The 23,521-nt window shown below is 69.7% G+C and carries 21 protein-coding genes; 15 read left to right on the top strand and 6 right to left on the bottom strand.

Annotated elements, in window-relative coordinates; genetic code table 11:
• Positions 1-12: 12 nt before the first annotated feature.
• Entirely contained in the window at positions 13-1,308 is a 1,296-nt protein-coding gene (locus tag ACFY1U_RS49930; protein ID WP_390700767.1) for a CaiB/BaiF CoA transferase family protein, read from the bottom strand.
• A gap of 201 nt (positions 1,309-1,509) precedes the next feature.
• Here ACFY1U_RS49930 and ACFY1U_RS49925 point away from each other — a divergent pair, with 201 nt between their 5' ends.
• The 5 genes from ACFY1U_RS49925 to ACFY1U_RS49905 all read left to right on the top strand — a co-directional run bounded on the left by ACFY1U_RS49925 (position 1,510) and on the right by ACFY1U_RS49905 (position 5,850).
• Positions 1,510-1,809 carry a putative quinol monooxygenase gene (locus ACFY1U_RS49925; RefSeq protein WP_390700766.1) on the top strand — a complete coding sequence of 100 codons (300 nt, stop codon included), beginning with the start codon at positions 1,510-1,512 and terminating at the stop codon, positions 1,807-1,809.
• Positions 1,810-1,930: 121 nt separating this feature from the next.
• Positions 1,931-3,637 carry an alpha/beta fold hydrolase gene (locus ACFY1U_RS49920; protein WP_390700765.1) on the top strand — a complete coding sequence of 569 codons (1,707 nt, stop codon included), beginning with the start codon at positions 1,931-1,933 and terminating at the stop codon, positions 3,635-3,637.
• A 39-nt stretch (positions 3,638-3,676) separates the two neighbouring features.
• Positions 3,677-4,264: a TetR/AcrR family transcriptional regulator gene (locus tag ACFY1U_RS49915; protein ID WP_390700764.1), complete on the top strand. Its 588-nt coding sequence runs from the start codon at positions 3,677-3,679 to the stop codon at positions 4,262-4,264.
• Between the two features lie 210 nt (positions 4,265-4,474).
• Complete coding sequence (locus tag ACFY1U_RS49910; RefSeq protein WP_390700763.1) at positions 4,475-5,647, top strand: cytochrome P450; 1,173 nt, start codon at positions 4,475-4,477, stop codon at positions 5,645-5,647.
• Positions 5,647-5,850: a ferredoxin gene (locus tag ACFY1U_RS49905; protein WP_390700762.1), complete on the top strand. Its 204-nt coding sequence runs from the start codon at positions 5,647-5,649 to the stop codon at positions 5,848-5,850. Before ACFY1U_RS49910 ends, ACFY1U_RS49905 begins: the two co-directional genes overlap by 1 nt.
• 116 nt (positions 5,851-5,966) lie before the next feature.
• Here ACFY1U_RS49905 and ACFY1U_RS49900 read toward each other — a convergent pair whose 3' ends face one another.
• Both ACFY1U_RS49900 and ACFY1U_RS49895 read right to left on the bottom strand, forming a co-directional pair.
• Complete coding sequence (locus ACFY1U_RS49900; protein WP_390700761.1) at positions 5,967-6,740, bottom strand: IclR family transcriptional regulator; 774 nt, start codon at positions 6,738-6,740, stop codon at positions 5,967-5,969.
• A gap of 202 nt (positions 6,741-6,942) precedes the next feature.
• Entirely contained in the window at positions 6,943-7,350 is a 408-nt protein-coding gene (locus ACFY1U_RS49895) for a RidA family protein (protein ID WP_390700760.1), read from the bottom strand.
• A gap of 140 nt (positions 7,351-7,490) precedes the next feature.
• On the opposite strand from ACFY1U_RS49895, the gene ACFY1U_RS49890 reads away from it, so the two are divergent.
• Complete coding sequence (locus ACFY1U_RS49890; protein WP_390700759.1) at positions 7,491-7,871, top strand: winged helix-turn-helix transcriptional regulator; 381 nt, start codon at positions 7,491-7,493, stop codon at positions 7,869-7,871.
• Between the two features lie 406 nt (positions 7,872-8,277).
• On the opposite strand, the gene ACFY1U_RS49885 is transcribed toward ACFY1U_RS49890, so the two are convergent.
• Positions 8,278-9,147, bottom strand: coding sequence for a fumarylacetoacetate hydrolase family protein (locus tag ACFY1U_RS49885; RefSeq protein ID WP_390700758.1), 870 nt, complete (start codon positions 9,145-9,147; stop codon positions 8,278-8,280).
• Between the two features lie 77 nt (positions 9,148-9,224).
• Between ACFY1U_RS49885 and ACFY1U_RS49880 the strand changes: the two genes are divergently transcribed.
• The 8 genes from ACFY1U_RS49880 to ACFY1U_RS49845 all read left to right on the top strand — a co-directional run bounded on the left by ACFY1U_RS49880 (position 9,225) and on the right by ACFY1U_RS49845 (position 19,528).
• Entirely contained in the window at positions 9,225-9,920 is a 696-nt protein-coding gene (locus tag ACFY1U_RS49880; RefSeq protein WP_390700757.1) for a FadR/GntR family transcriptional regulator, read from the top strand.
• Between the two features lie 24 nt (positions 9,921-9,944).
• Positions 9,945-11,189 carry a DUF3500 domain-containing protein gene (locus ACFY1U_RS49875; protein ID WP_390700756.1) on the top strand — a complete coding sequence of 415 codons (1,245 nt, stop codon included), beginning with the start codon at positions 9,945-9,947 and terminating at the stop codon, positions 11,187-11,189.
• 757 nt (positions 11,190-11,946) lie between these two features.
• Positions 11,947-13,047: an LLM class flavin-dependent oxidoreductase gene (locus tag ACFY1U_RS49870; RefSeq protein ID WP_390700755.1), complete on the top strand. Its 1,101-nt coding sequence runs from the start codon at positions 11,947-11,949 to the stop codon at positions 13,045-13,047.
• Between the two features lie 142 nt (positions 13,048-13,189).
• Positions 13,190-14,686 (top strand): MFS transporter, encoded by a 1,497-nt coding sequence (locus tag ACFY1U_RS49865; RefSeq protein WP_390700754.1) that lies wholly within the window; start codon positions 13,190-13,192, stop codon positions 14,684-14,686.
• A 591-nt stretch (positions 14,687-15,277) separates the two neighbouring features.
• Positions 15,278-16,582 carry an ABC transporter substrate-binding protein gene (locus ACFY1U_RS49860; RefSeq protein WP_390700753.1) on the top strand — a complete coding sequence of 435 codons (1,305 nt, stop codon included), beginning with the start codon at positions 15,278-15,280 and terminating at the stop codon, positions 16,580-16,582.
• A 113-nt stretch (positions 16,583-16,695) separates the two neighbouring features.
• Positions 16,696-17,631 (top strand): carbohydrate ABC transporter permease, encoded by a 936-nt coding sequence (locus ACFY1U_RS49855; RefSeq protein WP_390700752.1) that lies wholly within the window; start codon positions 16,696-16,698, stop codon positions 17,629-17,631.
• The gene (locus tag ACFY1U_RS49850; RefSeq protein ID WP_390700751.1) at positions 17,628-18,464 is read left to right on the top strand and encodes a carbohydrate ABC transporter permease; all 837 of its coding nucleotides are present in this window, start codon (positions 17,628-17,630) and stop codon (positions 18,462-18,464) included. The genes ACFY1U_RS49855 and ACFY1U_RS49850 overlap by 4 nt, the downstream gene beginning before the upstream one ends.
• A gap of 56 nt (positions 18,465-18,520) precedes the next feature.
• Positions 18,521-19,528 (top strand): sugar phosphate isomerase/epimerase family protein, encoded by a 1,008-nt coding sequence (locus ACFY1U_RS49845; RefSeq protein ID WP_390700750.1) that lies wholly within the window; start codon positions 18,521-18,523, stop codon positions 19,526-19,528.
• 61 nt (positions 19,529-19,589) lie between these two features.
• Here the strand turns inward: ACFY1U_RS49845 and ACFY1U_RS49840 are convergent, their stop codons facing one another.
• Both ACFY1U_RS49840 and ACFY1U_RS49835 read right to left on the bottom strand, forming a co-directional pair.
• The gene (locus ACFY1U_RS49840) at positions 19,590-20,252 is read right to left on the bottom strand and encodes a TetR/AcrR family transcriptional regulator (protein WP_390700749.1); all 663 of its coding nucleotides are present in this window, start codon (positions 20,250-20,252) and stop codon (positions 19,590-19,592) included.
• A gap of 67 nt (positions 20,253-20,319) precedes the next feature.
• Positions 20,320-20,910 (bottom strand): NADPH-dependent FMN reductase, encoded by a 591-nt coding sequence (locus ACFY1U_RS49835; protein WP_390700748.1) that lies wholly within the window; start codon positions 20,908-20,910, stop codon positions 20,320-20,322.
• Between the two features lie 196 nt (positions 20,911-21,106).
• Between ACFY1U_RS49835 and ACFY1U_RS49830 the strand changes: the two genes are divergently transcribed.
• Entirely contained in the window at positions 21,107-23,500 is a 2,394-nt protein-coding gene (locus ACFY1U_RS49830) for a glycoside hydrolase family 3 protein (protein WP_390700747.1), read from the top strand.
• Positions 23,501-23,521 lie beyond the last annotated feature (21 nt).

Below are 23,521 nucleotides of genomic sequence, written 5' to 3'. Positions count from 1 at the left end.
TGCCCTCCTGATTCACTTGCGCGCCTCGGCGCTGCGGGCGGCCGACGTGGCCGCCTCAGTCCTCGCGTGAGCGGCGCCGGCCGTGGCCTCGTCGGCATCGGGCACGCCGACGACACCGCCCTCGACCAGGGCGGCGATCCGCTCGTCGTCGTATCCCAACTCGGCCAGCACCGCGACGGTGTTCGCTCCCAGTTCGGGTGCGCGACCACGGGCGCGTGGCGCCCCGTCGGCGACGATGGGGGTGTTCACGATCGTCGGCTCCGCGAAGCGCTCCTCGTCGTGGACGAACAGGCCGCGCGCGGCGAACTGTTCGTCGGTGAGGATGTCGCTGATGCCGTTGACCGGACCGCAGGGGACCCCTGCAGCACGCAGCGCGCCCATCCAGTGATCCCGGGGAGCCGTGGCGAACCGGGCCTGGATGATCTCCGAGAGGGGCGCCCGGTGCAGGAAGCGTTCGTACTCGGTGGCGAAGCGGGGATCGTCGCGCAGATCGAGCTCCAGGACGGCGCAGAGCGCATCCCACGCCCGGTCGACCGCACCGAGGACGAGGGTGGCGCCGTCCTGGCAGGTGAACGCCTCGTAGGGGGCGGCCAGGCGGTGTGCCGTGCCCAGCGGGGCCGGTTGCACCCCGGTCGCCACGTAGTCGGCGACCTCCCACAGCGACCAGGCGGCCACCGAGTCCGCGAGCGCGACGTCGATGTACGCGCCGCCGCCACCGGCGCGTGCGCGCAGCAGGGCGGCCAGGACGCCGATCGCTCCCCACATGCCGGTGCCCACGTCGGATATGGGGAAGCCCGCCTTGGCCAGTTGCCCGTCTACCGTCCCGGTCACCGACATGAGCCCGCTGTAGGCCTGCGCGATCAGGTCGATGCCCTTCGCGTCGCGCATCGGTCCGAACTGTCCGAAGCCGGAGATGGAGCAGTAGACGAGGTCGGGGCACTCCGTCCGCAGATCCTCATAACCCAGTCCGAGCCGCGCCATCGCGCCCGCCCGGAAGTTCTCCACCAGGACGTCGCTGCGTCGTGCCAGGGAGCGCACGATGTCGGCGCCGGCGGGGGACTTCATGTCGACCGCGAGGCTCTGCTTGTCGCGGTGGGTCAGGTCGAAGGGGATCGACCTGCGATCCGGGCCCATGCGCCGGGCACGCATGCCGTCACCCCTGACCGGTTCGATCTTGAGGACGTCAGCGCCGAGGTCGGACAGGATGGTCGTGCAGTAAGGGCCGGCCAGGGCCCCGGTCACATCCAGGACGCGTACGCCTTGCAGGAAGGCCGGGCCGGGCTCGGCGGACTCCGTTGTCGCTGTCATGGCGCCCTTCGTTTCACTTTTGGTCCGTAGAATGGACCAGTGGACCGTAATAAGGACCTGCCAGCAAACTTAGGCCCGGCATTCCGGAAGCGTCAAGCGGATGGGAAGGGCGCCTCCGGGGCTCGCGAGCCGCACCGAGCGGGAGCTCGACGTGGACCGCAGGGTGGACCCCGTACAAGGAAACGCTGAGGAGTACCTCCCATGGCCATCGCCATCTCGGCCACCTGGACGGCCCGCTCCGGCAAGGAGGACGTCGTCCGCGACGCCCTGGCCAAACTGGTCCCCGTGACCCGCGCCGAACCCGGATGTCAGGCCGTGGGTCAGGCCGCTCCGGCGTTGGCGGACCGCTCTCACGCATTCACCGCCGTGCTCAATTTCTGGCGCATGGCGCCGCGATCCCGGCGGCATCCGCGGTGCGGTCCTTCGTCCGGCCGGTTTGTGCCGCGACGTTCCCGTGAACTGTCGCTTGACGCTTCCGAAATGCCGGGCCTAAGTTGCTGACAGGTCCTCATTACGGTTCACCGGTCCACTTTGCGGACCAAAAGTGAAACGAAGGGCGCCGTGACAGCGACAACGGAGTCCGCCGAGGCCGCCCCGGCCTTCCCGCGAAGCCTCGCGGTCGTTGACGACCTCGCCGGCCTGGGCGTCGTCGGAGGGAGTCATCATGCCGAAACCGTCTGAGACCGACGTGCAGCACGCCACGCGGTTCCGCCGCTACGTTCCCGCCCCCTTCCTGCGGGACAAGACCGGCATCGAAGCGCAGTCGGTGCGCATCACGCGGCATGTCACCTATCGGTTCCGCTCCGAGATCGCCGACCGGATGCGGGTGGGCAACGTCTTCCTCGGTGGTGACGCCGCCCATCTCATGACCCCCTCCGGGGCGCAGGGATCGTGCAGCGCGATGCGGGATGCCATCAACCTCGCGTGGCGTCTCGACCTCGTGCTCGACGGCAGGGCCTCCGACTCGGTTCTCGACACCTATGGGCCGGAGCGGCTCGCCCACGTCGCCCCCATCATCCAGGCTTCGCTGATGGGGTGGGCCCTGGCCGCGGAGACGGACCCGGACAAGGCCGCCGCCCGCGACGCCTTCCTGTGCAGCGGCGAGGGGCCACTCCCGTCCGCGTCTTCGCTGACGACCGGATTCCTGCGGGACACGCCCGAGGGCGGCCTGGCTCCGCTGGCCGGCTCGCTGAGTCCGCAGGGGCGCGTCCGTATCGGGGAGCGCAGCGGGCTGCTCGACGATCTCGTCGGCTTCGGTTTCCAACTGGTCAGCCGGGTCCCGGTCGCGGAGTCGCTGACACCGGCCCACACCAGCCTGCTGGAGCGACTGGGCGTTCATGTCGTCGTCCTCGGTCCGGACCACGTCGAGGACGTCGACGGCACCTACCGAAGCTTCCTGGACGAGAACGGCCTGGTCGCCTACCTCAGCCGCCCGGACTTCTACCTCTTCGGCACCGCGGCGAGGGCGGAGGACCTTCCCGCACTGATCGACGCCCTGGCCGCCGCGCTGACCCGGACCGAACCCGCTGCCTACTCCGCCACGCAGCCACCCGTCCCGCAGCCCGGAGCCGCCTTTACCCGGGCAACGGTCCCGGCCGGTGAATTCACCCTGCACTACGCCGAAGCCGCCCGCGCGGCCCCCCTCGGCACCATCGTGTCACTGCCCGGTTCCGCCGGCCTGGAGATGTCCACCGCCAAGGACCGCCTGGCCGAGCGGTACCGGGTCGTGGAGATCAACCCCCCCGGCTGGGGCGACCAGACGGACGTGTCCCGACCGATGCCCCAGAGCGAGATCGGTGCGTTGTTGGCCGAGGCGATCGGGCACCTCGTCGAGGGGCCGTTCGTCCTGCTGGCCACCTCCATGGGCGGCGCCAACGCGCTGCACATGGCCGCGAGGATCCCGGACCGGGTGCAGGGCATCATCCTCGAAGCGTCCATGGCGCCGAGCCGACCGGAGGACCGTTACCCTCTGCCGACCGGCACTCCTGCGATCCACCCCAACAAGCCGTGGGCAACCCCCGCGTACGTCGCGCACCAGATGGCGAACCGGATGCGGATGATCCAACAGACAACCCCGGACCTGGACGCCACCGAGGCGATCGCCGTCGTACGTGAGCGCGGGATCCCGGTACTGGGGCTTCTCGGCACCGACGACGAGGTCCTGAAGCCGTCCCTGGAGGAGACCTTCCGCACGGCCCTGCCCGAGGGGGAGTTCCGGCTGGTTCCCGGTGGCCGGCACGACCTGCAGAACACCACACCAGAGGAATTCGTCGACCTCGTCGAGACCTTCGTCACGGACCCGGTCCGTTCGGCCACGAGTAATCGGTGAGGCACTCATATGCAGGACCAGCCGATACGCCGCAAGCGAATGACGGCCGAGCGGTGGGTCGAACTTCTCACCACCGCCCTCGACGTGATGCGTGAGATGGGCTACGAGGCCATGACCATGGACGCGGTGGCGGTCCGGGCCCGCTGCAGCAAGGCCACGCTGTACCGCATCTGGCGCGGCAAGCCGCAGATGATCGTGGCCGCGCTGTACGCCACGCGGCGGGTGGACACAGGCGCCATCGACACCGGCACGTTGCGCGGTGACCTGCTGGCCCTGTGCGGCCAACTGGTGGCGGATGTGCAGCGGGACACCGAGTTGTTGGCGGCACTCGCCCACGCCGTGCTCATCGACCCGGAACTCGCATCGGCCATGCGCACGTCGCTCGTCGAACCCGAGTCCGCCGCTCTGGACGGATTCGTGGAACGGGCCGTCCAACGCGGTGAACTGACCGCCCGGCCGGCCGCCGTCGAATTCCTGCCGCAGCTGGTGTTCGTCGCGCTGATGGCCCGGCCGCTGACCGAGGGTGCCTACCTCGACATGGACTACGCGACGCGCTTCATCGACCTGGTGATCATGCCTGCCCTGCTGACCGACTGCCCTGTCGATGCTGCCTCTTTCGACTCTTGAGGCATGCATCCTAGGCTGTGACATATCAGAGCTGTCAATCTGAGATATCGAAAGTCCTTTCAGGAGGGTGGAACGGCTGGTGCCAGGAGCGGCTCCCGACGAGTGGTGAACTCGTCGGAAACGTCGCCAGGAAACTCGTGACATGACATCCAGGCCGGGTTCGCCGAGTATCGCCGCGTAGTTCGAGGAGGAATCGTGACAGTCCCGCCGATGACGGATGTCGACATGTTCGCGACGTCGGATCAGCGCACCCGCTACGAGCAGTACCGGCAGTTGCGGGAGCTGGGTCCTGTTGTCCGGCTGCGTGAACCGGACACGTACGCGGTCACGCGTTACGCCGAGGTGAAAGCCGCGCTGGCGGACCACACGTCGTTCATTTCCGGCGAAGGCGTGGGATTCAATCCCGAGCTGAACCAGATGATCCGAGGCACCACGCTCGTCAGCGACCCGCCGGAGCACGACCTGCTGCGCTCCGTCGTCGCGGACGGACTGAAGCCCCGTGTCATACGCGGCCGTGGCGAGGAGATCGCCCAGAAGGCGCGAAGCCTCGTCGCGGACGTCGTGTCCAAGGGCGAGATCGAAGGTGTCAGGGAGCTGGCCGAGGCGATGCCGATGTCGGTCATCCCCGACTTCCTCGGACTGCCCGAACGCAATCGTGACCACCTCTACGAGTGGGCGAAGGTGGGCGGCGACCTGCTGGGCCCGGTCACGGAGCGCACTCCCCAAAACCTGGAGATGACGCAGAGCATGGTCCGGTTCACTCATGAACTCGCCGAGAACCGGGAGGTCGCGCCGGGCTCCCTCAGCGCGGCCATGCTCGAGGCTGCCGACGAGGGCGTCATTCCCCCGGAGAAGTGCCCGCTGCTGTTCATCGACTACATCAATCCCTCGCTGGAGACCACGGCCTCGGCGATCGGTCATCTGCTCGTCATCTTCGCCGAGCGCCCGGACCAGTGGGCCGCGCTGCGTGCCGAGCCCGGCCTGGTGGCCTCCACGATCAACGAACTCGTCCGGTACGAGAGTCCCTTCCGGGGCTTCACCCGTGTCGCCACGCGCGATACGGAACTCGGCGGGGTGACCATCCCGCGGGGTGCTCGGGTGTGGCCGCTCGTCGCCTCCGCGAACCGTGACGAGCGGAAGTGGGAGCGCGCGGACGAGTTCGACTTCCGCCGGAATCCGATCGACCACCTCGGATTCGGCTACGGCACGCACACCTGCGCCGGCCAGGGTGTCGCCCGCCTCGAGTTGCACGCCCTGATCCACGCGCTTCTCGATTCCGTCGAGCGCATCGAGCTCACCGGCGATCCGGTGATCGCGGAGAACGCGATGGTGAACACGTATGCCGAGATCCCCGTCCGGCTCGTCACGGGGAAGGCGGCCTGATGCGGATCGAGGTGGTCCGTGAGAGCTGTGAGGGGCACGGACTCTGCGGAGAGCGGGCGCCGACGGTCTACGGTCTTGACGAGGACGGCTATGTGACCTTCGCGTACGAGGACCGGCAGGTATCGGCGGACAAGCAGGAAGCCGCGATGGCCGGCGCCGGCGTCTGCCCCGTGGCCGCGTTGCGGGTGCGGGCGGACATGTGAGTGTCAGGGGGCCCAGTATCGCGTCGTCGGCCTGCTGCTGCGCCCCCGCCACGCTGACTGACTCCGGCCGGAAGTGAAGTACGTACGGTACGCACCCGGCAGTCGCCGGGCGTTCGTCAGCGGCGCGCGAGTTCCGCCGAGATCCGCTCGGTCGCCTCCATCACCAACTGTCCGTACGGCTCGTGGAGATCGTCGGTGAGTCGGTAGCTGGGCAACGAGATCGACAGGGCGGCCACGGGCTGCCCCCGGCGATCGCTGATTGCCGAACCGACCGCGGAGACGTCCGGCCGCCACCGCCCCGAGTTGACGGAAAAACCCCGTCCCGCGACGGCCTCCAGCTCGGCGAGAACCTCCTTGCGGGTAAGGCGCGCGCCGGTGGCCAGCTCGACCACGGACGGGACTCGGGCGGCCCGCTCCGACACCGGGAGCCGGGAGAGGTACGCCCAGCCCGACGCCGTAAGGACCATTGGGACCCGCTCGCCGACCTGCGCGACCGTCTGAACGGGCCGGGTGGACGGCACCTTGTCGATCAGGACCAGCGACTCGCCGTCCGGGACGGACAGGTGGATGTTCTCGTCGGTTCGCCGGCCGAGCTCTTCGAGGACGGGGCGGGCTCGTTCTCGGAGGTCGTCCTGAGTCATGACCCTTGCTCCGACCGCGAGCGCCCGGGCAGTCAGGACCCAGCGCTGTTCCCCCGGTGCTCCCTGCGGGGCCAGCCAGCCGGCCTCGCCGAGAGTGCGCAGGATCCGGTGGACCGTCGCCTTCGGGATTCCCAGCGACCTCGCGAGGGCGCTGATGCCGACGGGCTGTGACAGGGCGACGGCCTCGAGGACCTCGAGGGATCGCAGCACCGACTGCATTCCCTGCCGCGTGTCCGACGACTCGCTCACGCTCTCTCCTTCGGTGGTGGACCCCGACATCGTAGTGAGGCGGCCTGCGGACTACTTCTGATCGTAGCTGCGAGCCGCCCCGTCGGTCCGCATGATGGATCGCTTGACCGCATTACGGTTCGACTCTACGCCGAATTCCTGATGCCGGCGCCCTGCGGTCCACGGAGTGTCCGTCTCGATCCACGCCGAATCTGGCACATGGTCAGTCGAGGACCGCGGTGGCTTCGATCTCGACCAGATGCTCGGGGACGTCCAGCGCCGCGACGCCGATCAGCGTGGTCGGCGGCACCGGAGTGACCCCCAGCTTCGCGGCCGCCCGGGAGATTCCCTCCAGAAGCGGGGGCATCTTGTCGGCGGTCCAGTCGACGACGTAGAAGGTCAGTTTCGCCACGTCGTCGAAGGAACCGCCCGCCTCTTCCAGCGCGGTGGCGATGTTGAAGTAGCACTGCTCGACCTGCGCGGCGAGGTCGCCCTCGCCGACCGTGACCCCTTCCGCGTCCCAGGCGACCTGACCGGCGATGAAGACCGGCTTCGAACCGGAGGCGATCGCCACATGCCGGTAGACATCGATGCTCGGCAGTCCAACGGGGTTCTTCAGGGTGATGGCCATGCTGTCCTCCTCCTTGTCCGGGCTTCGGTAAGCCCGGGTTCGTCAAACCAGACCCCTGTGGTCTCTTGTGGTTACTCAGGAACCGTAGGAGAGTGTGGGTTGACATGGAAGAATGCACTTTTCAGTGACTGGGGAACCTGATGGTGACCAAGCAGCTCAGCGGATCAGCCGACGACGCCAATCTGCGACTCGCCGATTCCCTGGCGCGGGAGATCTTCTCCGACGTCGCCAACAAGTGGGCGCTGTTGATCATCGAAGCCCTGGGGGAGGGCACCCTGCGCTTCAGCGAGCTGCGCAGCCGGGTCGAGGGCATCAGCCACAAGATGCTCACCCAGAACCTGCGCATGCTGGAGCGCAACGGCCTGGCCGAGCGGACCGTCCACCCCACCGTCCCGCCCCGCGTCGAGTACACCCTCACCGAAGCGGGCCATGGACTGCGGGCGACGGTCGACGGGATGTGCGAGTGGACCTACCGCTACTTCCGGCACATCGAGTCGGCCCGGCAGCGCTTCGAAGCCTGACCGGCTGCGCCTGGCGTGTCGAGTTCCGTTCTGCAGGACCACATCTCCGGCGGCGCGTTTCACGTCCTTTCCTTCACCAGACGCATCGACTCCGCGGTCCGGCCGTCGGAGGTGCGGCCGGTCATGATGTAGTACGTCCTCCGCCGCGATGGCGAGGTCGCAGCCGACCAGAGGGACGAACGTGCCGCCGAAGCACCAGCCGTTGACCATGGCGATCGTCGGCTTCGAGTAGTCCTGGAGGTGGCGCCACTGCCACTCGGCCTTGACCCGACGGACATGGATTTGCACAAACGGGTGCACCTTGTCGACGTCCCCCAAGCGCATTGTGCGAGCGCCCCCATTCGACGCGTCCCGGCGCCGGGGCCGGGCCACCCCGCTCGGGGACGCCCTGATCACACCGTCGTCCTCAATCGAGCGGATCCCCGAGAGGGGTTTTCCGGCGGTGCTCCCCGTCCACGATCGTGTTGCGGAGTGTCCCGAGGCGCTCGACCTCGACCTCCACCACGTCACCGGGCCGCAGCAGCCAGGGCGGTGTGCGGGCGTAGCCGACGCCGGACGGGGTGCCGGTGGCCAGCAGGTCGCCGGGGTGCAGTGTGAGGGTGCGGGAGATGTGGGCCAGTGTCTCGCCCACGTGGTGGATCATCTGGCTGGTGGAGGCGTCCTGGACGGTCGTGCCGTTGACCCGGGTCCGCACCCGCAGTCCGTCCCGCAGGTCACCCACCTCGCCGGCGGGCACCAGGGGGCCCAGCGGGCCGGAGCGGTCGGCGTTCTTCCCGAGGGTCCACTGTGAGGTCAGTTTCTGCGCCCGCCGCGCGGTGACGTCGTTGAACGTCGAGTAGCCGACCACCGCGTCGAGCGCCTCGGCAGGGTCCGCGTCCACCAGAGGTCGGCCCACCCAGGCCACGATCTCGCCCTCCCAGTCGAGACCGTCCTCGGTGGAGGGCACGGGGATCTCGGCCCCGCCGACTGTCAGCGACCGCGTCCACCGCGCGAACAGCGTGGGGTGCTCGGGCAGTTCCTGGTCGCGGTAGGACCCTTCGGCGGCGTGTTCGAGGTAGTTGAGACCAACGCACAGCATCTGTGCCTCAGGTAGCACCGGCGGCACCAGGCGTGCCTCGCCCGCGGGTACCACCTCCCCGGTCGGGGCGCGGGCCAGCCATGCATCGGGGTCGGCCCAGAACTCCCGCAGCCCGGCCACCACGGTGAGCCGGTCGCCGTCCGGCGACAGATTCGCAACCCGCACCTCGTCGCCGTACGCCACTCCAACGATCCGCATCCGCACTTCTCCACTTCGGAAGAGAACAGTCACGCCATAGGTTCTAAAGGTTATAACCTTTATGGTTGAATGGCGTCATGGTCACCGAGAACCGCGCCCTGCTGGCCGGCCTGAGTGCTCCCGGCGGCACACGGGCCGAGCAACTCGCCGGTGCCCTCGAAGACCGCGTCCGCGGACTGAATCCCGGCTCCGCGATCGGCACCATCGAGGAGATCCGGCAGGAGTCCGGACTGGCACGCGCCACGGTCAGTGAGGCCATCCGGCTCCTGCGCGACCGTGGGGTGCTGGAGATCCGCCCCGGTCGCGGGGGCGGACTGTTCGTCGCGGACCAGAGCCCGGTGGTCCGGCTGCGGCACACCCTGCTCAGCGTGGTGGGGGAGCCCGGCACGGTCGCGGACGCCATCGAGCTCCGCAACCACCTGGAGGAGCTCATCACCGTCGGCGCCGCCCGGTGCGCGGGCAAGGCCGACGTCCAGGCGCTGCGAGCCTGCCTGGACGACATGGCGGCCGCGCCGGACTGGGACGTCTTCCTGCGCGCCAACTGGGCGCTGCACGAGCGCATCGCGCAGCTGTGCCCGAACACCATGGCCCGCGCGGTCTACGTCGGCACGCTCGGGCACCTCACCTCGTCCACCGCGCGCGCCACCGACCGGGACCCCGACGCCTACCGCGCGAAGCGGCTGCGGATCCACTCCGACCTGGTGGAGGCGATCGCAGCCGGGGACGAGGACGCCGTCCGGGCGGCCGTCGCGCGCCACAACCACACCGACTGAACGTACGGGGGCACGGGAGCCGTCATGTCATCAGCCCAGTACCGCAAGTACCTCTACCCGTCCGACTCGCCCCGCCTGTCCTCGATCAGAGGCATGGACGCCTACGCATACCGGGAGGCCGCCAAGGCGGGCCCGTTCACCGGCGAGCTGATCCGCGGCTGGAAACCCCTGCAGTACGCCGAATTCCGCGGAGTGACCGAGAACGGCACGCTCCGGCCCGAGGTACACGCCTGGGAGCCGGTCCGCCCCGGTGAGGAAGCTCCCGTCGCCGACATGGTCGCCGCGGCGCGGGACCTGCTGGCGGCGCTGGACGACGAGGGCCGCGCCAAGCTGTGCCACCCGGTGGACGCGGTCGAGTGGCAGACCTGGGCCAACCCGGAGTTCCTGCAGATCGACACCGGCATCCGTCTGGAGTTCCAGCCCCCCGAGGTCCGCAAGAAGGCCCTCGCCCTGGTCGAGGCCTCGCTGAGCCCCGACGGCTTCCGCCTGGTGCACGACATGATGCTGATCAACGGCTTCCTCGGCGAGGTCGTGGGCCTGCAGAGCATCCTCAACGAGTTCAGCTACAACATCGCGCTCTACAGCGATCCCGACCCCACCGCCCCATGGGGCTGGCAGCTGTTCGGCCACCACTGCGCTGTCCACTGCCTGGTCGTCGAGGGCCGCATGGTCGTCAGCCCGGTCTTCCTCGGCGCCGAACCCAACGAGATCGACGACGGCCCGCACGCCGGCACGGTGGCCCTGACCGACCGGATCCGGCTCGGCACGGACCTGATGGCCGCGCTCCCGCAGGACCTGCGCGCCACCGCGACCGTGTACGAGCACATGGTCGACCCCGCCATGCCACCCGGCCGCATCCACCCCGGCGACGAACGCCACCTCGCCGGGGCCTTCCAGGACAACCGGGTGATTCCCGCCGAGGGCCTGCGGGCCACGGACATGCCCGAGCAGGCCCGGGAGATCCTCCTGGCGATCGCCGAGTCGTTCGTGTCCCTGCTGCCGGACGGCCCGCGCGCGGCCCGGATGCGCGAGATCCGCGACCACCTCGACGAGACCTGGTTCAGCTGGATCGGCGGGCACGAGGTCGGCGACGTCTTCTACTACCGGCTCCAGTCGCCGGTGCTCATCGCCGAACTCGACCACCACTGCGGCGTCTTCCTCGACTACGACACCCCCAAGCCCTTCCACATCCACACCGTGCCGCGTACTCCGCACGGCAACGACTACGGCCGCGCCTACGTGCGCGCCTCGCAGGCACGGAACGCCTGAAGGAACCTCGCCCTCTGACCTCCCTCTCCACCCCTCGCGTCCACACGGCCCTGGCGCGCGGCGTGGGGCTCGACGCCGCCTCCGAAGCGGCCGAGGGAAGCGGTCTCACCGCTGGTCGAGGATTTCGGGGATGTGGGCCCTGCCCTTCCTGCGGACCGAGCCGGATCCGTCGATCCAGGTCCCGCCGGGCGATCGAGGCCAGCTCGGTGCAGGTGCCGTCCGGAGCCGACAGCGGGCCCTGACCGGGACGGAGTCGCGTGTGCCGCCGCGCGGGCTGGGCCGCCCGTGCGCAGGGACGACGTAGCGCAGTGCCGGGAGCGTCGTGCCGCACGCCTGCCGGCCATCGGGCCAGTGCTGCCGCCGCGTCTCGCCGCGCCGCTCGGCGGCCGCCAAGGCTGTGCGGACGGCGAGCTCACCGCTGCGCCCGAGGAGGTCAGGGCTGTTGACGATGCCGGGAGCGACGCCTACTCTTCAACAGAATCAGGATTCTGAATTTGATGTGAGGGGGTGTCAGTAGTGCCCCTGACCGGGGATTGGACCCGGCCGGGTGGCCTGGCACCACGCGGCACCGTCCTGCCGTAAGGCGGGCGGGAGTGCCGTCCCGACGCACGCCGTGTTCGCCTGTGTGCCCGTCCAGGCCGCGGTGGCAGAGGCGTCGTCGGGCCGGCCTTCTCCAGGGATCACCACGGTCCGACTCCCTCGAAGGCATTTCCCTGTCACCACTCACCCGGTCCGTTGCATCGGCCAGGAGGTTTCTGTGCGCTTCTCTGCCTTTCTCACCACCCGTTCGGCCGGCCCGCACGAGGACCGCGACGTCATGAAGGCGATGGTCGAGCACGCCGTCGACGCCGAGCGGCTCGGGTTCGACGCGGTGTTTCTGCCGGACCACCACTTCACCGGGTACGCCCCGCCGGCCAGTGACCCGATGATGTTCGCGGCCTACCTCTCGGCTCTGCTGCCCCGGCTGCACTTCGGCTTCTCGGTGCAGACGATTCCGCTGCACCACCCCGTCCGCTTCGCCGAGCGGCTGAACCTTCTCGACCAGCTGACGGACGGCAAGATCCTTGTGGGAACCGGCAGCGGCACCACGCCCGAGGAGATGATCGGGCTGGGCATCAACTACAAGGACACCCCACAGCTCTCCGTGTCCAACCTGGAGATCGTGCGGCGGCTGTGGGACAAGAAGCCGGACGACGAACCGGTCCTCTTCGACAACGGTTCGTACAAGGGCGCCGTCGTCTCGCGCATCGTGCCCGTGGCGCACTCGTCGCGCGGCCCGCAGCTGATGTCGGTGGCCTTGCGTCCCTCCAGCACCCAGCGGGCCGCCGATCTCGCGCAGCCGGCCTTCATACCCGCCTTCACTCCGCCCGCGCTCGACGACGGCGAGCCCCTGTCGCACCTCCGCAAGCATTTCGCCGCCTACCGGGACGCCCTGGGGGCGGCCGGCCATCCCCAGGATCTGGTGGACCATGCGCTGAGCTGGACCACGCACACCTACCAGCACGTCCATGTCGCACCGACCGATGAGCAGGCCGAGGAGGAGTTCCAGCAGATCATCGACCTCTACCAGACGGCGGTCGAGCGGGAACACACGGCCAACAAGGCTGCCGAACGGCTCAGCGGCGTCGAACTCGGAGCGGTCCACAACGCCCGGAACCCGGGCTGGCAGCGCACCTGGTGCCTGTGGGGCAGTCCGGAGACGGTCACCGAGCACCTGCGTGAGGTCGCCGACGTGGGTATCGGCAACATCCTCGGTGGCTTCCTGGGCGGGACGCTGACCCCGGAGCGCACGGAATGGGGCAAGCGCTCGCTGGAGCTCTTCGCCACCGAGGTCATGCCGCGGTTCCGGTCCCGGTGAGCGGCGACACTCACTCCCGCGGGAGGACCGTGGGTGCTTCGTCGGACCCTGGCGCCAAGGAGCACGACACGCTGCGCGCCTGCGCCGAACGTCCCCCGTGCCGGTCGTCGGCGCAGTCCTCGAACCGTCGGGCGGTCGATCTGTGACGCCCCCGCCAGAACCGCACACGGACGGTGGCCACGGCCTCGACGCCGTCGCCCCCAGGCGCCCATGGGTGATCCTGGCGATCGCCTGCGCGGCCCAGTTCATCTGTGTGCTGGACGTGTCGATCGTCAACGTCGCCCTGCCGTCGATGCGCGAGAGTCTCGGTCTGTCGCCCGGCGGGCTGCAGTGGGTGGTCAACGGCTATGCCCTGACCTTCGCCGGCTTTCTGCTGCTCGGTGGGCGCGCCGCCGACCTGCTGGGGAGCAGACGTGTCTTCCTCGCCGGGCTGGCGCTGTTCACCGCGGCGAGCCTGGCGGGTGGCCTGGCCCAGACGGGCTGGCACCTGGTCGCGGCGCGTTTCGTTCAGGGGCTGGGCGGAGCGCTGGTGGTGCCCACGACACTGACGGTGCTGACGACCACCTTCCCCCAGTCCCACGCCAGAGCCCGGGCGCTCGCCGTGCTGACGGCGGCGGCCGGGGCTGGTGGAGCGCTGGGAGGCGTCTTCGGCGGGCTGCTCACCGGGCTGCTCGGGTGGCGTTGGGTGCTGTTCGTCAACGTGCCCCTGGGAGTCGTCCTGTCCCTCGCCGCAGCCGGCGCGCTGCCCGGCGCGTCGCGAGGCGCGGCGCGAGGCGCGGCGCGAGGGCGGCTCGACGTGCCGGGCTCGCTCGCGGTGACCCTCGGAACGTCCGGTGTCGTGGCGGCGATCGTGGTGTCGGAGGGCCGCGGCTGGACCTCGGCGCCCACCCTGTCCCTGCTCGGGGCGGCGGTGCTGCTGCTGACCGGTTTCCTGCTGTGGGAACGGCGTGCCCGTCACCCGCTCGTCCCCCCGGCGGTGTTCCGTCTCCGCGCTCTCATGACGGCCAACGCCCTGGCCCTGCTGACCAGCGGTGTGCTGCCGGCGACCATGTTCTTCCTCTCCCTCTATCTGCAGAACGTGAGGGACATGACGCCCTTGTGGGCCGGTGTGGCCCTGCTGCCCAGCGCCGCGGGTGTCGCGCTCGGCGCGGCGGCCGCCTCCCGGCTGGTCGGCGTCCTCGGCCCTCGCGCGGTCTTCATGGCTGGTTCACTGCTCGCCGCCGTGGCCCTGGTGTGGCTGTCGCGGCTCGGCCCGGACAGTGGCTACGTGGGGTTTGTCGCGGTTCCGCTGTTCCTCTCCATGGCGGGGCTCAGCGTGGCGGGACTGCCACTGACACTGACCGCCGTCGCGGGCGCCGGGCCCGACAGAGCCGGGCTCGCCTCGGGTCTGCTCAACACCGCCAAGCAGATCGGCGGAGCCGTGGGCCTGGCCGCCCTGGTCACACTGGCGGCCACGCGTACGGCCGTCCTCACGGCCGCAGGGCGGACCAGTGAGGACGTGGCCACGACCCAGGGCTTCGGCCTGGCCCTGCTGGTCGCCGCCGGTGCGGTTCTCGGAGCGGGTCTCTGCGGCCTGGCTCTGCCGCGGGACGCACCGCCGAAACCGGCTCCTGCTTCGCCCCGGGCCGGGGTGGCCTGAGTCCGTGCCCGCGTCGCTCCGACCGAGGCGCGGGCGAGGAAGAAACGCCGGCGGAAGTGACCCACGCCACTTTTTCTTTTTAGAATCAGAATCTTGAATTTGTTCGTTATGGCGCGCACACTCGCCCGTAACGTGACGCACACGCCAGAACGGACTGGTTACGGCAGAGGAGGCATTGTGGCCCCACGTGTTCCACCCGGCTCGCGCCGTACCGCCGCCCCGCCTGACGCCCCCGTGGACGTGTCACCTCTCGGCCTCCGTACGGGCACCGCGGGAAACGAAGCCGGCAACTTACGCGGTGCCCGGCACACCAACGGGCGGACACAGCGAACGATGCGCGCCACAAGATCCGCTCCCCCTTCCCGGTGACTCCCTTCCGGAGCTGAGCCGGGACCGCTCGAAACAGACTCGCCCCGTGCCGTTCGGACGGCCCGCCGTACCGGACGGTCTACGAGGACGTCCCGCGTCCCCACGCCGTCCGTACCGCTGCGGCCCATGTCCGTCTGCCGCCCCGATATCAGGACGCCCTCCTCCTCGTCGGCACCGCCCTCTCGCCGAGGGCCGGCCCAGCGCCAACCGAAAGGCAGCGCCATGCAGTCAGCCTCCCGATCGACCATCGTCCTCGCACTCGCGGCGGCCGGGGCACTCACCCTGTCCGCTTGCGGGGGCGGGGGCGGCACCAAGAACCAGGCCGCCTCCGCGGCAGCCGTGGCCGCCCCCGCCGACAGCGGCAGCCTGACCCTCCTCTACCAGTCCAGCGGCAACAAGACGGAGCCCATGGACGAGGTCATCGCCGCCTTCGAGAAGAAGTACCCCGACATCAAGGTGAAGGCGGAGTACCTGCCGATCGGCACCAGCTACGCCGACTCCCTGCGGACCCGGCTGCGTGGCGGCAACCAGCCCGACGTCTTCTACGCCGCGCCCGGCGGAGGAGGCCTCACCTCCCTGCTCAACCTGGCCGACGCCGGTCTCACCGCCGATCTGGCCAAGCAATCCTGGACCAAGGGTGTGGTGGACACCAACGCCCGCGAGCTCTTCTACCAGGACGGGGGCCTGTGGGGAGTCCCGTTCGACCGGGTGGTCGTCGCCCAGGTGTACAACACGACCGCCCTGAAGAACAGCGGCATCGAGATCCCCAGAACGATGGACGAACTCCTGGCCGCCTGCAAGAAGGTGAACAGCCAGGGCAAGTCCCTGCTCTCCTTGGCAGGCGCCAACGCGGAGAACTCAGGACTGTTCGCCTCCGCGCTCGCCGCCAACTACGTGCTCGCCGACCAGCCGAAGTTCAACTCCGAGCGAGCACAAGGCAAAACGACGTTCGCCGGCAGCAAGGGCTGGCAGAACACCACCCAGGCCATCGTCGACATGAAGAAGGCCGGGTGCTTCCAGAAGGGAGCCGAGGCGGCCGACATTCCGCAGGCTGCCCCGGCCCTGGCGCAGGGCAAGGCCCTGTCCTTCGTCATCCCCACGGGGGCGCTGTCCGCGCTGCGCGGCATAGAGCCGAGCCTGCAACTGGAAGCCCACCCGCTGCCCGGCGTGACCGCGGAAGGAACGAACATCTACTCCTCCCAGTCCGACGCGCTGGCCATCTCGACCAAGGGCGCCAAGAACGGGGCCGCCACCACGTTCCTGCAGTACGTCGCCACCGGCGGCGGCGAGGTCTACGCCAAGGCGACCGGCAACCTGCCGCTGAAGGGGATGCTCGACGACCCCGCACTGAGCGGGCTCTCCGGCATCCTGGCCGACGAGAAGCACAACTACCCCATGATCAACCTCCCGTGGCCCAACCCCGAGGTCTACAACGACCTGGGCAAGGGCGTCCAGGGACTGCTGACCGGCCAGCAGAGCCCCGCCGACGTCCTGAAGAGCATGGACGGCGCCTGGCAGCAGAAGTGAGCGCGGGTGCCGGCCGGCACCGCCGTGCCCGCCGGCACCCGTCCTCCTCCACCGGTTGACGACAGCGAAGGGGCGCCTCCTCCGCCCTCACCCCGACCCCGCAGGGAGTTCCCGTGACCACCACCCTTGAGGCGCCCCCGGCCGCCGAGACCGGCCAGCGGCCGGTGCGCCGCCCCAGGCGCCGCCCTCGGGCACCGTTGATCTGGCTCGCACCGGGGCTGCTGCTCCTGCTGGCCGCCCGCTACCTCCCCACGGTCCTCGGTGCCAACTATGCGTTCACCGACTGGAACGGGCTCAGCTCGGTCTACAACATCGTCGGCCTGGACAACTTCCAGACGATCTTCAACGACCCGGACTCCCGGCAGGCGTTGGTCAACACCCTCGTGCTCGCGGTGACCGTCGTGATCGCGAGCAACGTCCTCGGCATGGCCCTCGCCCTCGCGCTGGACTCGGCGATCAAGACGCGCAACATCGTGCGCGCCGTTTTCTTCGCGCCGGCCATCCTCAGCCCGCTGGCCACCGCCTACATCTGGCGCTACATCTTCCAGATCGACGGACCGCTCAACCACCTCTTCGGCGCCGTCGGACTGGACGCATGGGAACGGAGCTGGCTCGCCGACCCCACCTGGGCCCAGTGGGCGGTGGCGGTGGTGACCGTCTGGCAGTTCACCGGCCTGGCCATGGTCGTCTATCTGACCGGACTGCAGTCCATCCCCGCCGAACTCACCGAAGCGGCCTCCGTCGACGGCGCGGGCCCCTGGCGCCGCTTCCGCACGATCACCCTGCCCCTGCTCGCCCCGGCCACCACGATCGCCCTCACCCTGACCACCATCATGGCACTCGGCATCTTCGACCAGGTCGTCGCGCTCACGGGCGGCGGCCCCGCCGGCAAGACGGACACCCTGTCCACGGTCATCTACGAACAGACCTTCAGCCTCGGCCGGTTCGGCTACGGCACCGCGCTGGCCGTGATCCTCACCGTTGTGATCACCCTCGCCTCGGTCACCCAACTCCTCGTTCTGCGTTCCCGTGAGAGGCGGATGCGATGAACTCCGGAATGCAGCGCTACACCCGGCGCACCCTCGCCCGCGAAATCGTGCTTATCGTGGCCGGGCTGCTGTGGCTCTTCCCTCTCTACCTGCTGGTCATGACGTCGGTGAAGCCCGACAGCCAGATCTTCAGCGCCCCGACCGACCTGCCCACCAGCCTCGACATCGGCAACTACGCCGAGGCGTGGAGCACCGCGCACCTCGGCCGCGCCCTGCTCAACAGCCTGATCATCACGGGCGGCAGCGTCACCCTGCTGATCATGGTCGGCTCCCTGTGCGCCTACACCATCGCCCGCCGGCCCGGACGCTGGAGCGCCGTCTTCTACCTGCTGTTCGTGATCGGCATCATCGTGCCCTTCCAGCTGGGGCTGCTCCCGCTGTACTCGATCATGCGCTCCCTGGGCCTGGTCGGCAGCTACCTGGGGATCATCCTGCTCTACGGCGGACTGTGGATCCCCATGGCGGTGTTCCTCTACACCGGGTTCATCCGTGCCATGCCCAAGGACTACGAGGAAGCGGCCCTGCTGGACGGAGCGACGCCCTTCCGGACCTTCCGGCGTGTCATCTTCCCCCAACTGCGGCCGGTGACCGCGACGGTGGCCACCCTCTGCGGAATCCTGGTCTGGAACGACTTCTTCACACCGCTGGTCTTCCTGTCCGGCACGGACAAGGTGCCTCTCCCGCTCGCGATCTACGAGTTCGTCGGCTCGGTGGCGACCCGCTGGAACCTCGTCTTCGCGGGGATCCTGGTCGCACTGCTGCCCGTCCTCATACTCTTCGTCGTCGCGCAACGACACCTGATGCACGGCTTCTCCGGCGGGCTCAAGAGCTGACCCCCGGCATCCGATCCCCCAAGACTTCCCGAGCGAGAAACCGGAGACGAGGACCCATGGCCGACACCACCACCCCCAGCTCGCACAGGATCAGGCGCGGAGTCAGCTTCTACTCCTTCCAGGAGGAGTTCTTCCTGCGCACCATGACACTGGAGGACTGCGTGGCAGCCGCCGCGAGCATGGGCGCGCGCGGCATCGAGATCATCCCCGAGCAGTCGATCCCCGGCTACCCGGCCCTGTCCGACGCCTTCGTGGCCGACTGGCACGGCTGGATGGACCGCTACGGCACCGTCCCGGTGGCCACCGACCTGTTTCTCGACACGAAGCTGCACACCGGACGATGGCTCAGCCATGAGGAACAGGTGGCATCGGTCCGCCGGGACATCGACATCGCCGTACGCCTCGGCGGGCACGTCATCCGCATGATCATCAATACGCCGCCCGAGGTCATGGAGTCCGTGGCCGGCTACGCCGAGGAACGGGGCGTCCGTCTGCTCCTCGAAGTGCACGCCCCGTTCCACTACGAGCACCCCTGGATCCTCCAGCACCTCGAGGTCATGTACCGCCTCCGGTCACCCGCGCTGGGCCTCATGCCCGACATGGGCACCTACGTCCAGCGCTTCCCCAGGGTGGTGAGCGAACGCGCCCTGCGCGACGGCGCCCGGCCGGAGCTCGTCGACCTGATCGTGCGCACCTACGACAACCACGAGGACACCCACGCCCTCATGGACATCGTCAACTACCGGGGCGGTGGTCCGGTGGAGTTCGGGCTCGCGCGACAAGCCACTCACTACATCTGGAGCGAGCCGAAGGCGATGCTCGACCACATGTCCCTCATCGGGCACATCCAGGCCAAGTTCTACGAGATGACCGAGGACGGCGAGGAGTACAGCATCCCGTACGCACAGATCGTCCCCGTCCTGCTCCAGGGCGACTTCGACGGTTACCTCTCCAGTGAGTACGAGGGCAACCGGCACATCCAGGACGCGTTCCCCGTGGACAGCGTGGAGCAGGTCCGCCGTCAGCAGACCATGCTGGCCCGGCTGTTGGGCGAAGCCGACTGACCCTCGGCTCGCGTCGAACCGGCCTCGACGACGGTCGCCCCGGGCGGCCGTGTCGAGGCCGTCACTGTCCTTCGTAGCGCAGGAAGGCGAGCATCATCGCGCCGAGGTCTTCGATCAGTGTCGGCAAGTCGCTGCCCTCCGCGGCCTCGGGAGCGACGTCGAGGGCCAACGCCCTGGCGAGCGCGGCGTAGACCGTGGTGAAGCAGGAGCTGACGGCGCGAATCGGGTCCGGGTGCCGGATCTCGTCGCGGCGGGAGAGGATCAGGTCGATGAACCGGTCACGGGCGTCCATGTAGCCGGCTTTGCCGACCTTGGCCACCGCCGGGTCCACGGCGCCTCGCTGGAGGAAGGCGCCCAGGGTCCTTCCCTGCCGTTCCAGCACGCCGGCGAATTCCGCGATGAGCCGCGGGACGAGCTGGGCGAGCGGTACGCCGGCCCAACGCTGCGGGTCCGTCATTTCGCGCTGCGCGGCGAGCAGCCGTTCCTGGAACCGCGCCTGCGCCGCCCGCAGAAGGTCGTCCTTGCCGTCGACCCGGGTGTAGATCGAACCCACCGATACCCCGGAGCGCCGGCTGACCTCGGTCAGGGCGAAACCGGAGTAGCCCTTCTCGGAGAGCAGCTCGAGGGTCGTGTCGAGCACCAGATCGAAGGAGCGCTGACTGCGCTCCTGTTTGGGGGCACGGATACCGCTGGTCTGCGGGGGCTGCTGTGGCGTGGTGGGCATTCAGTCAGTGTATTCAGCCCTGCATGCCGCCCGGTCGTGGCGGGCGGCCGTGCGGGAACCGGCCGAGTCAGGCGACACGTACCGCCCCCGCGGGAGCGGCGAAGCGCTGGGCGAACTCGTGGACCTGCCGGCCCAGCAGGTCGAGCTGGGCGGCGGCGGTGGGTTCGGTGCAGGTGCCGTCCGGGGCGAACAGCGGGCCCTGGCCGGAGTTGAGGGTGACGCCGAGCGGGGTGGGCCAGCCGCGCATGGCGTGGACGGTACTGCGCAGGGCGGCGAGGGTGGTGCCGCACGCCTGCCAGCCGGCCGCCGTCACGACCAGTCCGACGGCCCGTCCGTCGAAGTACACGCGCTCGTCCTCACGGAGGTCCTCCAGCAGATCGAGCGCGTTCTTGACGAGCCCGGAGATGCCGCCGTGATAGCCGGGTGAGCCGATCACCAGGCCGTCCGCCCGGCGCACCGCCTCCACCAGTTGGCGCTGCTGGTCGGTCCGTTCGGTGCGTTCGGGGGCGTAGTGGGGGAGTGCGGCGAGGAAGTCGCCTCCGAAGCGGACCGTGCGGGCGCCACGCCGTTCCGCGGCCGCGAGGGCGGTGTGGACGGCGAGCTCGCTGCTGGAACCACGACGGGTGGTGCCGCCGATGCCGACGATCAGGTGACTCATCGGGTGGAGTCCTTTCGGAAGTGAGGCATGGCCTCGGAGGCGAAGGGCCGCGGCAATGAATTAGAATTAGGATTCTGAAAATATGCGAGGGGTTCATGCTCGTCAAGGGGTGCGCCCGGTATTGACTGGCCGGATCCGAGCTGCCTAGGTTTGAACAGAATCAATATTCTGGTTTGAGTGACATCGAGAGGTCGCCATGCACGCCTCCGCGCACCCGCTCCCGACTGCCGCTTCCCTCACCGCGGGGAAGACGGGCTGGAGCACCCTGGACGAGCCGGCCTTCGGTCTGCGGTCGTTGCACCTGGTCGACGGGCCGCTGGGCCTGGTCAGTCCGACCTTCGACGAGCGGGAGACCTCTTTGCTGCTGCCCAGCGGCATCGCGCTGGGGGCGACCTGGGACCCGGATGTGGTCGGCGGGGTGGCGGCGGCGCAGGCGTCGGAGGCGCGTCGGCGCGGTTTCGACGCGGTCTACGCCCCCAATCTCAATCTGGCCAGGACCGGGCTGTCCGGCCGGACCTTCGAGATGCTGTCGGAGGACCCGTTCCTGGCCGGCGTGCTCGGCGCGGCCTACGTGACGGGCTTGCAGGACCAGGGCGTCGCGGCGTTCCCCAAGCATCTGGTCTGCAACGACACCGAGACAGCCCGCCAGTCGATGAGCGCCGAGGTCGACGACACGACATTGCGCGAGGTCTATCTGCGCCCCTTCGAGATGGCCGTCCGGGCCGGCGCCTGGGGGCTGATGGCCGCCTACAACCGGCTGGGCGGCACACCGTGCACGGCCCACGCCGGACTGCTGGCGATCGTGAAGGAGGAGTGGGGCTTCGACGGGGTCGTCGTCTCCGACTACTTCGCCCTCAAGGAGACGGTCGGCCCGGCGCTCGCCGGCCTCGACCTGGAGATGCCCGGTCCCGCGATCCACTACGGTGCGCGGCTCGCCGAAGCGGTGGAACGGGGTCAAGTGCCGCACGCGCGACTGGAAGACGCCGTGGAGAGACTGCTGCGTCTGGCCCGGCGGGTCGGTGGCATCGAGGGCGTCGACCGGCAGGTGGCCGCGGGTGCCGCCTCCGTACCGCCCGAACAGGCGCAGGAGACTCTGGTCCGCGCCGCCGCCGCCTCGTTCGTTCTGGTGCGCAACGAGGACGCGTTGCTCCCGCTCGACCCGGCCGGGACACGACGGCTCGCCGTCATCGGACCGAACGCCGGCCGGCCCTGCTACCAGGGAGCGACGTTCGGCCGGATCCGGCCCGAGCAGCCCCCGGCGACCCCGCTCCAGGCGGTGAGGGAACGCTTCGGGCCCCTCTGCGACGTCGTGTACGAACCCGGGGTCGACACACTGCCGCCCGACTCCCTCGGTGCCTTCCGGGTCACCACTCCGGACAAGGAGCCCGGAGTGCGGCTGGAGTACCTGCGCGACGGTCACATCGCCCTGACCGAAGTCCGCGCCGACAGCGCGTTCATCTGGTTCGGGAACATCCCGGGCGTCGGGCCGACCACCGAGCCGGTCACGCTCAGACTCACCGCCGTCCTCACCCCGGAGACCGGCGGACACTGGACGTTCGGTGCCGGTGGATCCGGTACGACCACGCTGTCGGTCGACGGCGTGGTGCTCGCCCGGCGGCCGGCGCCCGCCGCCGGGGACGTGATGGGACAGGTGGCCCGCGCCGAGACCACGACCGGGCAGGTGGAACTGAGGGCGGGAGAACCGGTGACCGTGGTCGTCGAGATGGTCGCGACGGGCGGCCCCGTCCAGGCGCTGACCGTGGGCTGCACACCGCCGGCCACCCCCGGAGCCCTGGAGCGCGCGCGGCAGGCGGCCGCGTCGGCCGACGCCGTCGTCCTGGTCGTGGGCGACGAACTGGAGACGTCGCGGGAGAGCAAGGACCTCGATCACTCGGCTCTGCCTCAGGCCCAGCGTGAACTCGTCGACGCGGTGGCCCGGGCGAATCCGCGCACCGTCGTGGTCGTCAACGCCGGACGGCCCGTCGACGCGCCCTGGGCGGACTCGGTCCCCGCCGTGCTGCAGAGCTGGTTCGCCGGGCAGGGGTACGGCACGGCGCTGGCCAGGGTGCTGGCCGGGGACGACGAGCCCGGTGGCCGGATGCCCGTCACGGTGCCGCTGCGCGACGCCGACCGTGCGACGCACGGTGAGACGCTCGACGCCGAGCTGCGGCGTGTCTACCGGGAACCCACCGGCTACCGGCATCTCAGTCGCAGCGGCACCCAGGCCCGGTTCGCCTTCGGCGCCGGACTCGGCTACACGACCTGGCGGCTCGGGACGGCCTCGCTCGTTGCGAGCGGAGGGCGTTGGGCGGTGCGCCTCCCGGTAGCCAACACAGGGGAGCGCCGCGGCCGTGAGGTCGTCCAGGTCTACGTCCGCGCCCCCGGGGAGACGGATGCCCGCCTCGCCGGCTTCACCGGGATCCGGCTCGACGCGGGGCAGGAAGCCGAGGTGGAGGTGGAGCTCGACGAGCGTGCCTGGCAGCGCTGGGATGCCGCGAGGGGAGGCTGGTCCGTGATCGGGGGACGGCACGAGGTCCGCGTCGGCCGGTCCGCTGAGGACATCGCGCAGGCGCTCGTCCACGAGGTGTAGGCGATACGGAAGGGGGGGAGG

The organism is Streptomyces sp. NPDC001351 (assembly GCF_042896045.1).
Lineage (GTDB): Bacteria > Actinomycetota > Actinomycetes > Streptomycetales > Streptomycetaceae > Streptomyces.
Note: the sequence above shows the minus strand (reverse complement) of the source record. Positions and strands in the feature narration are given on the sequence as shown.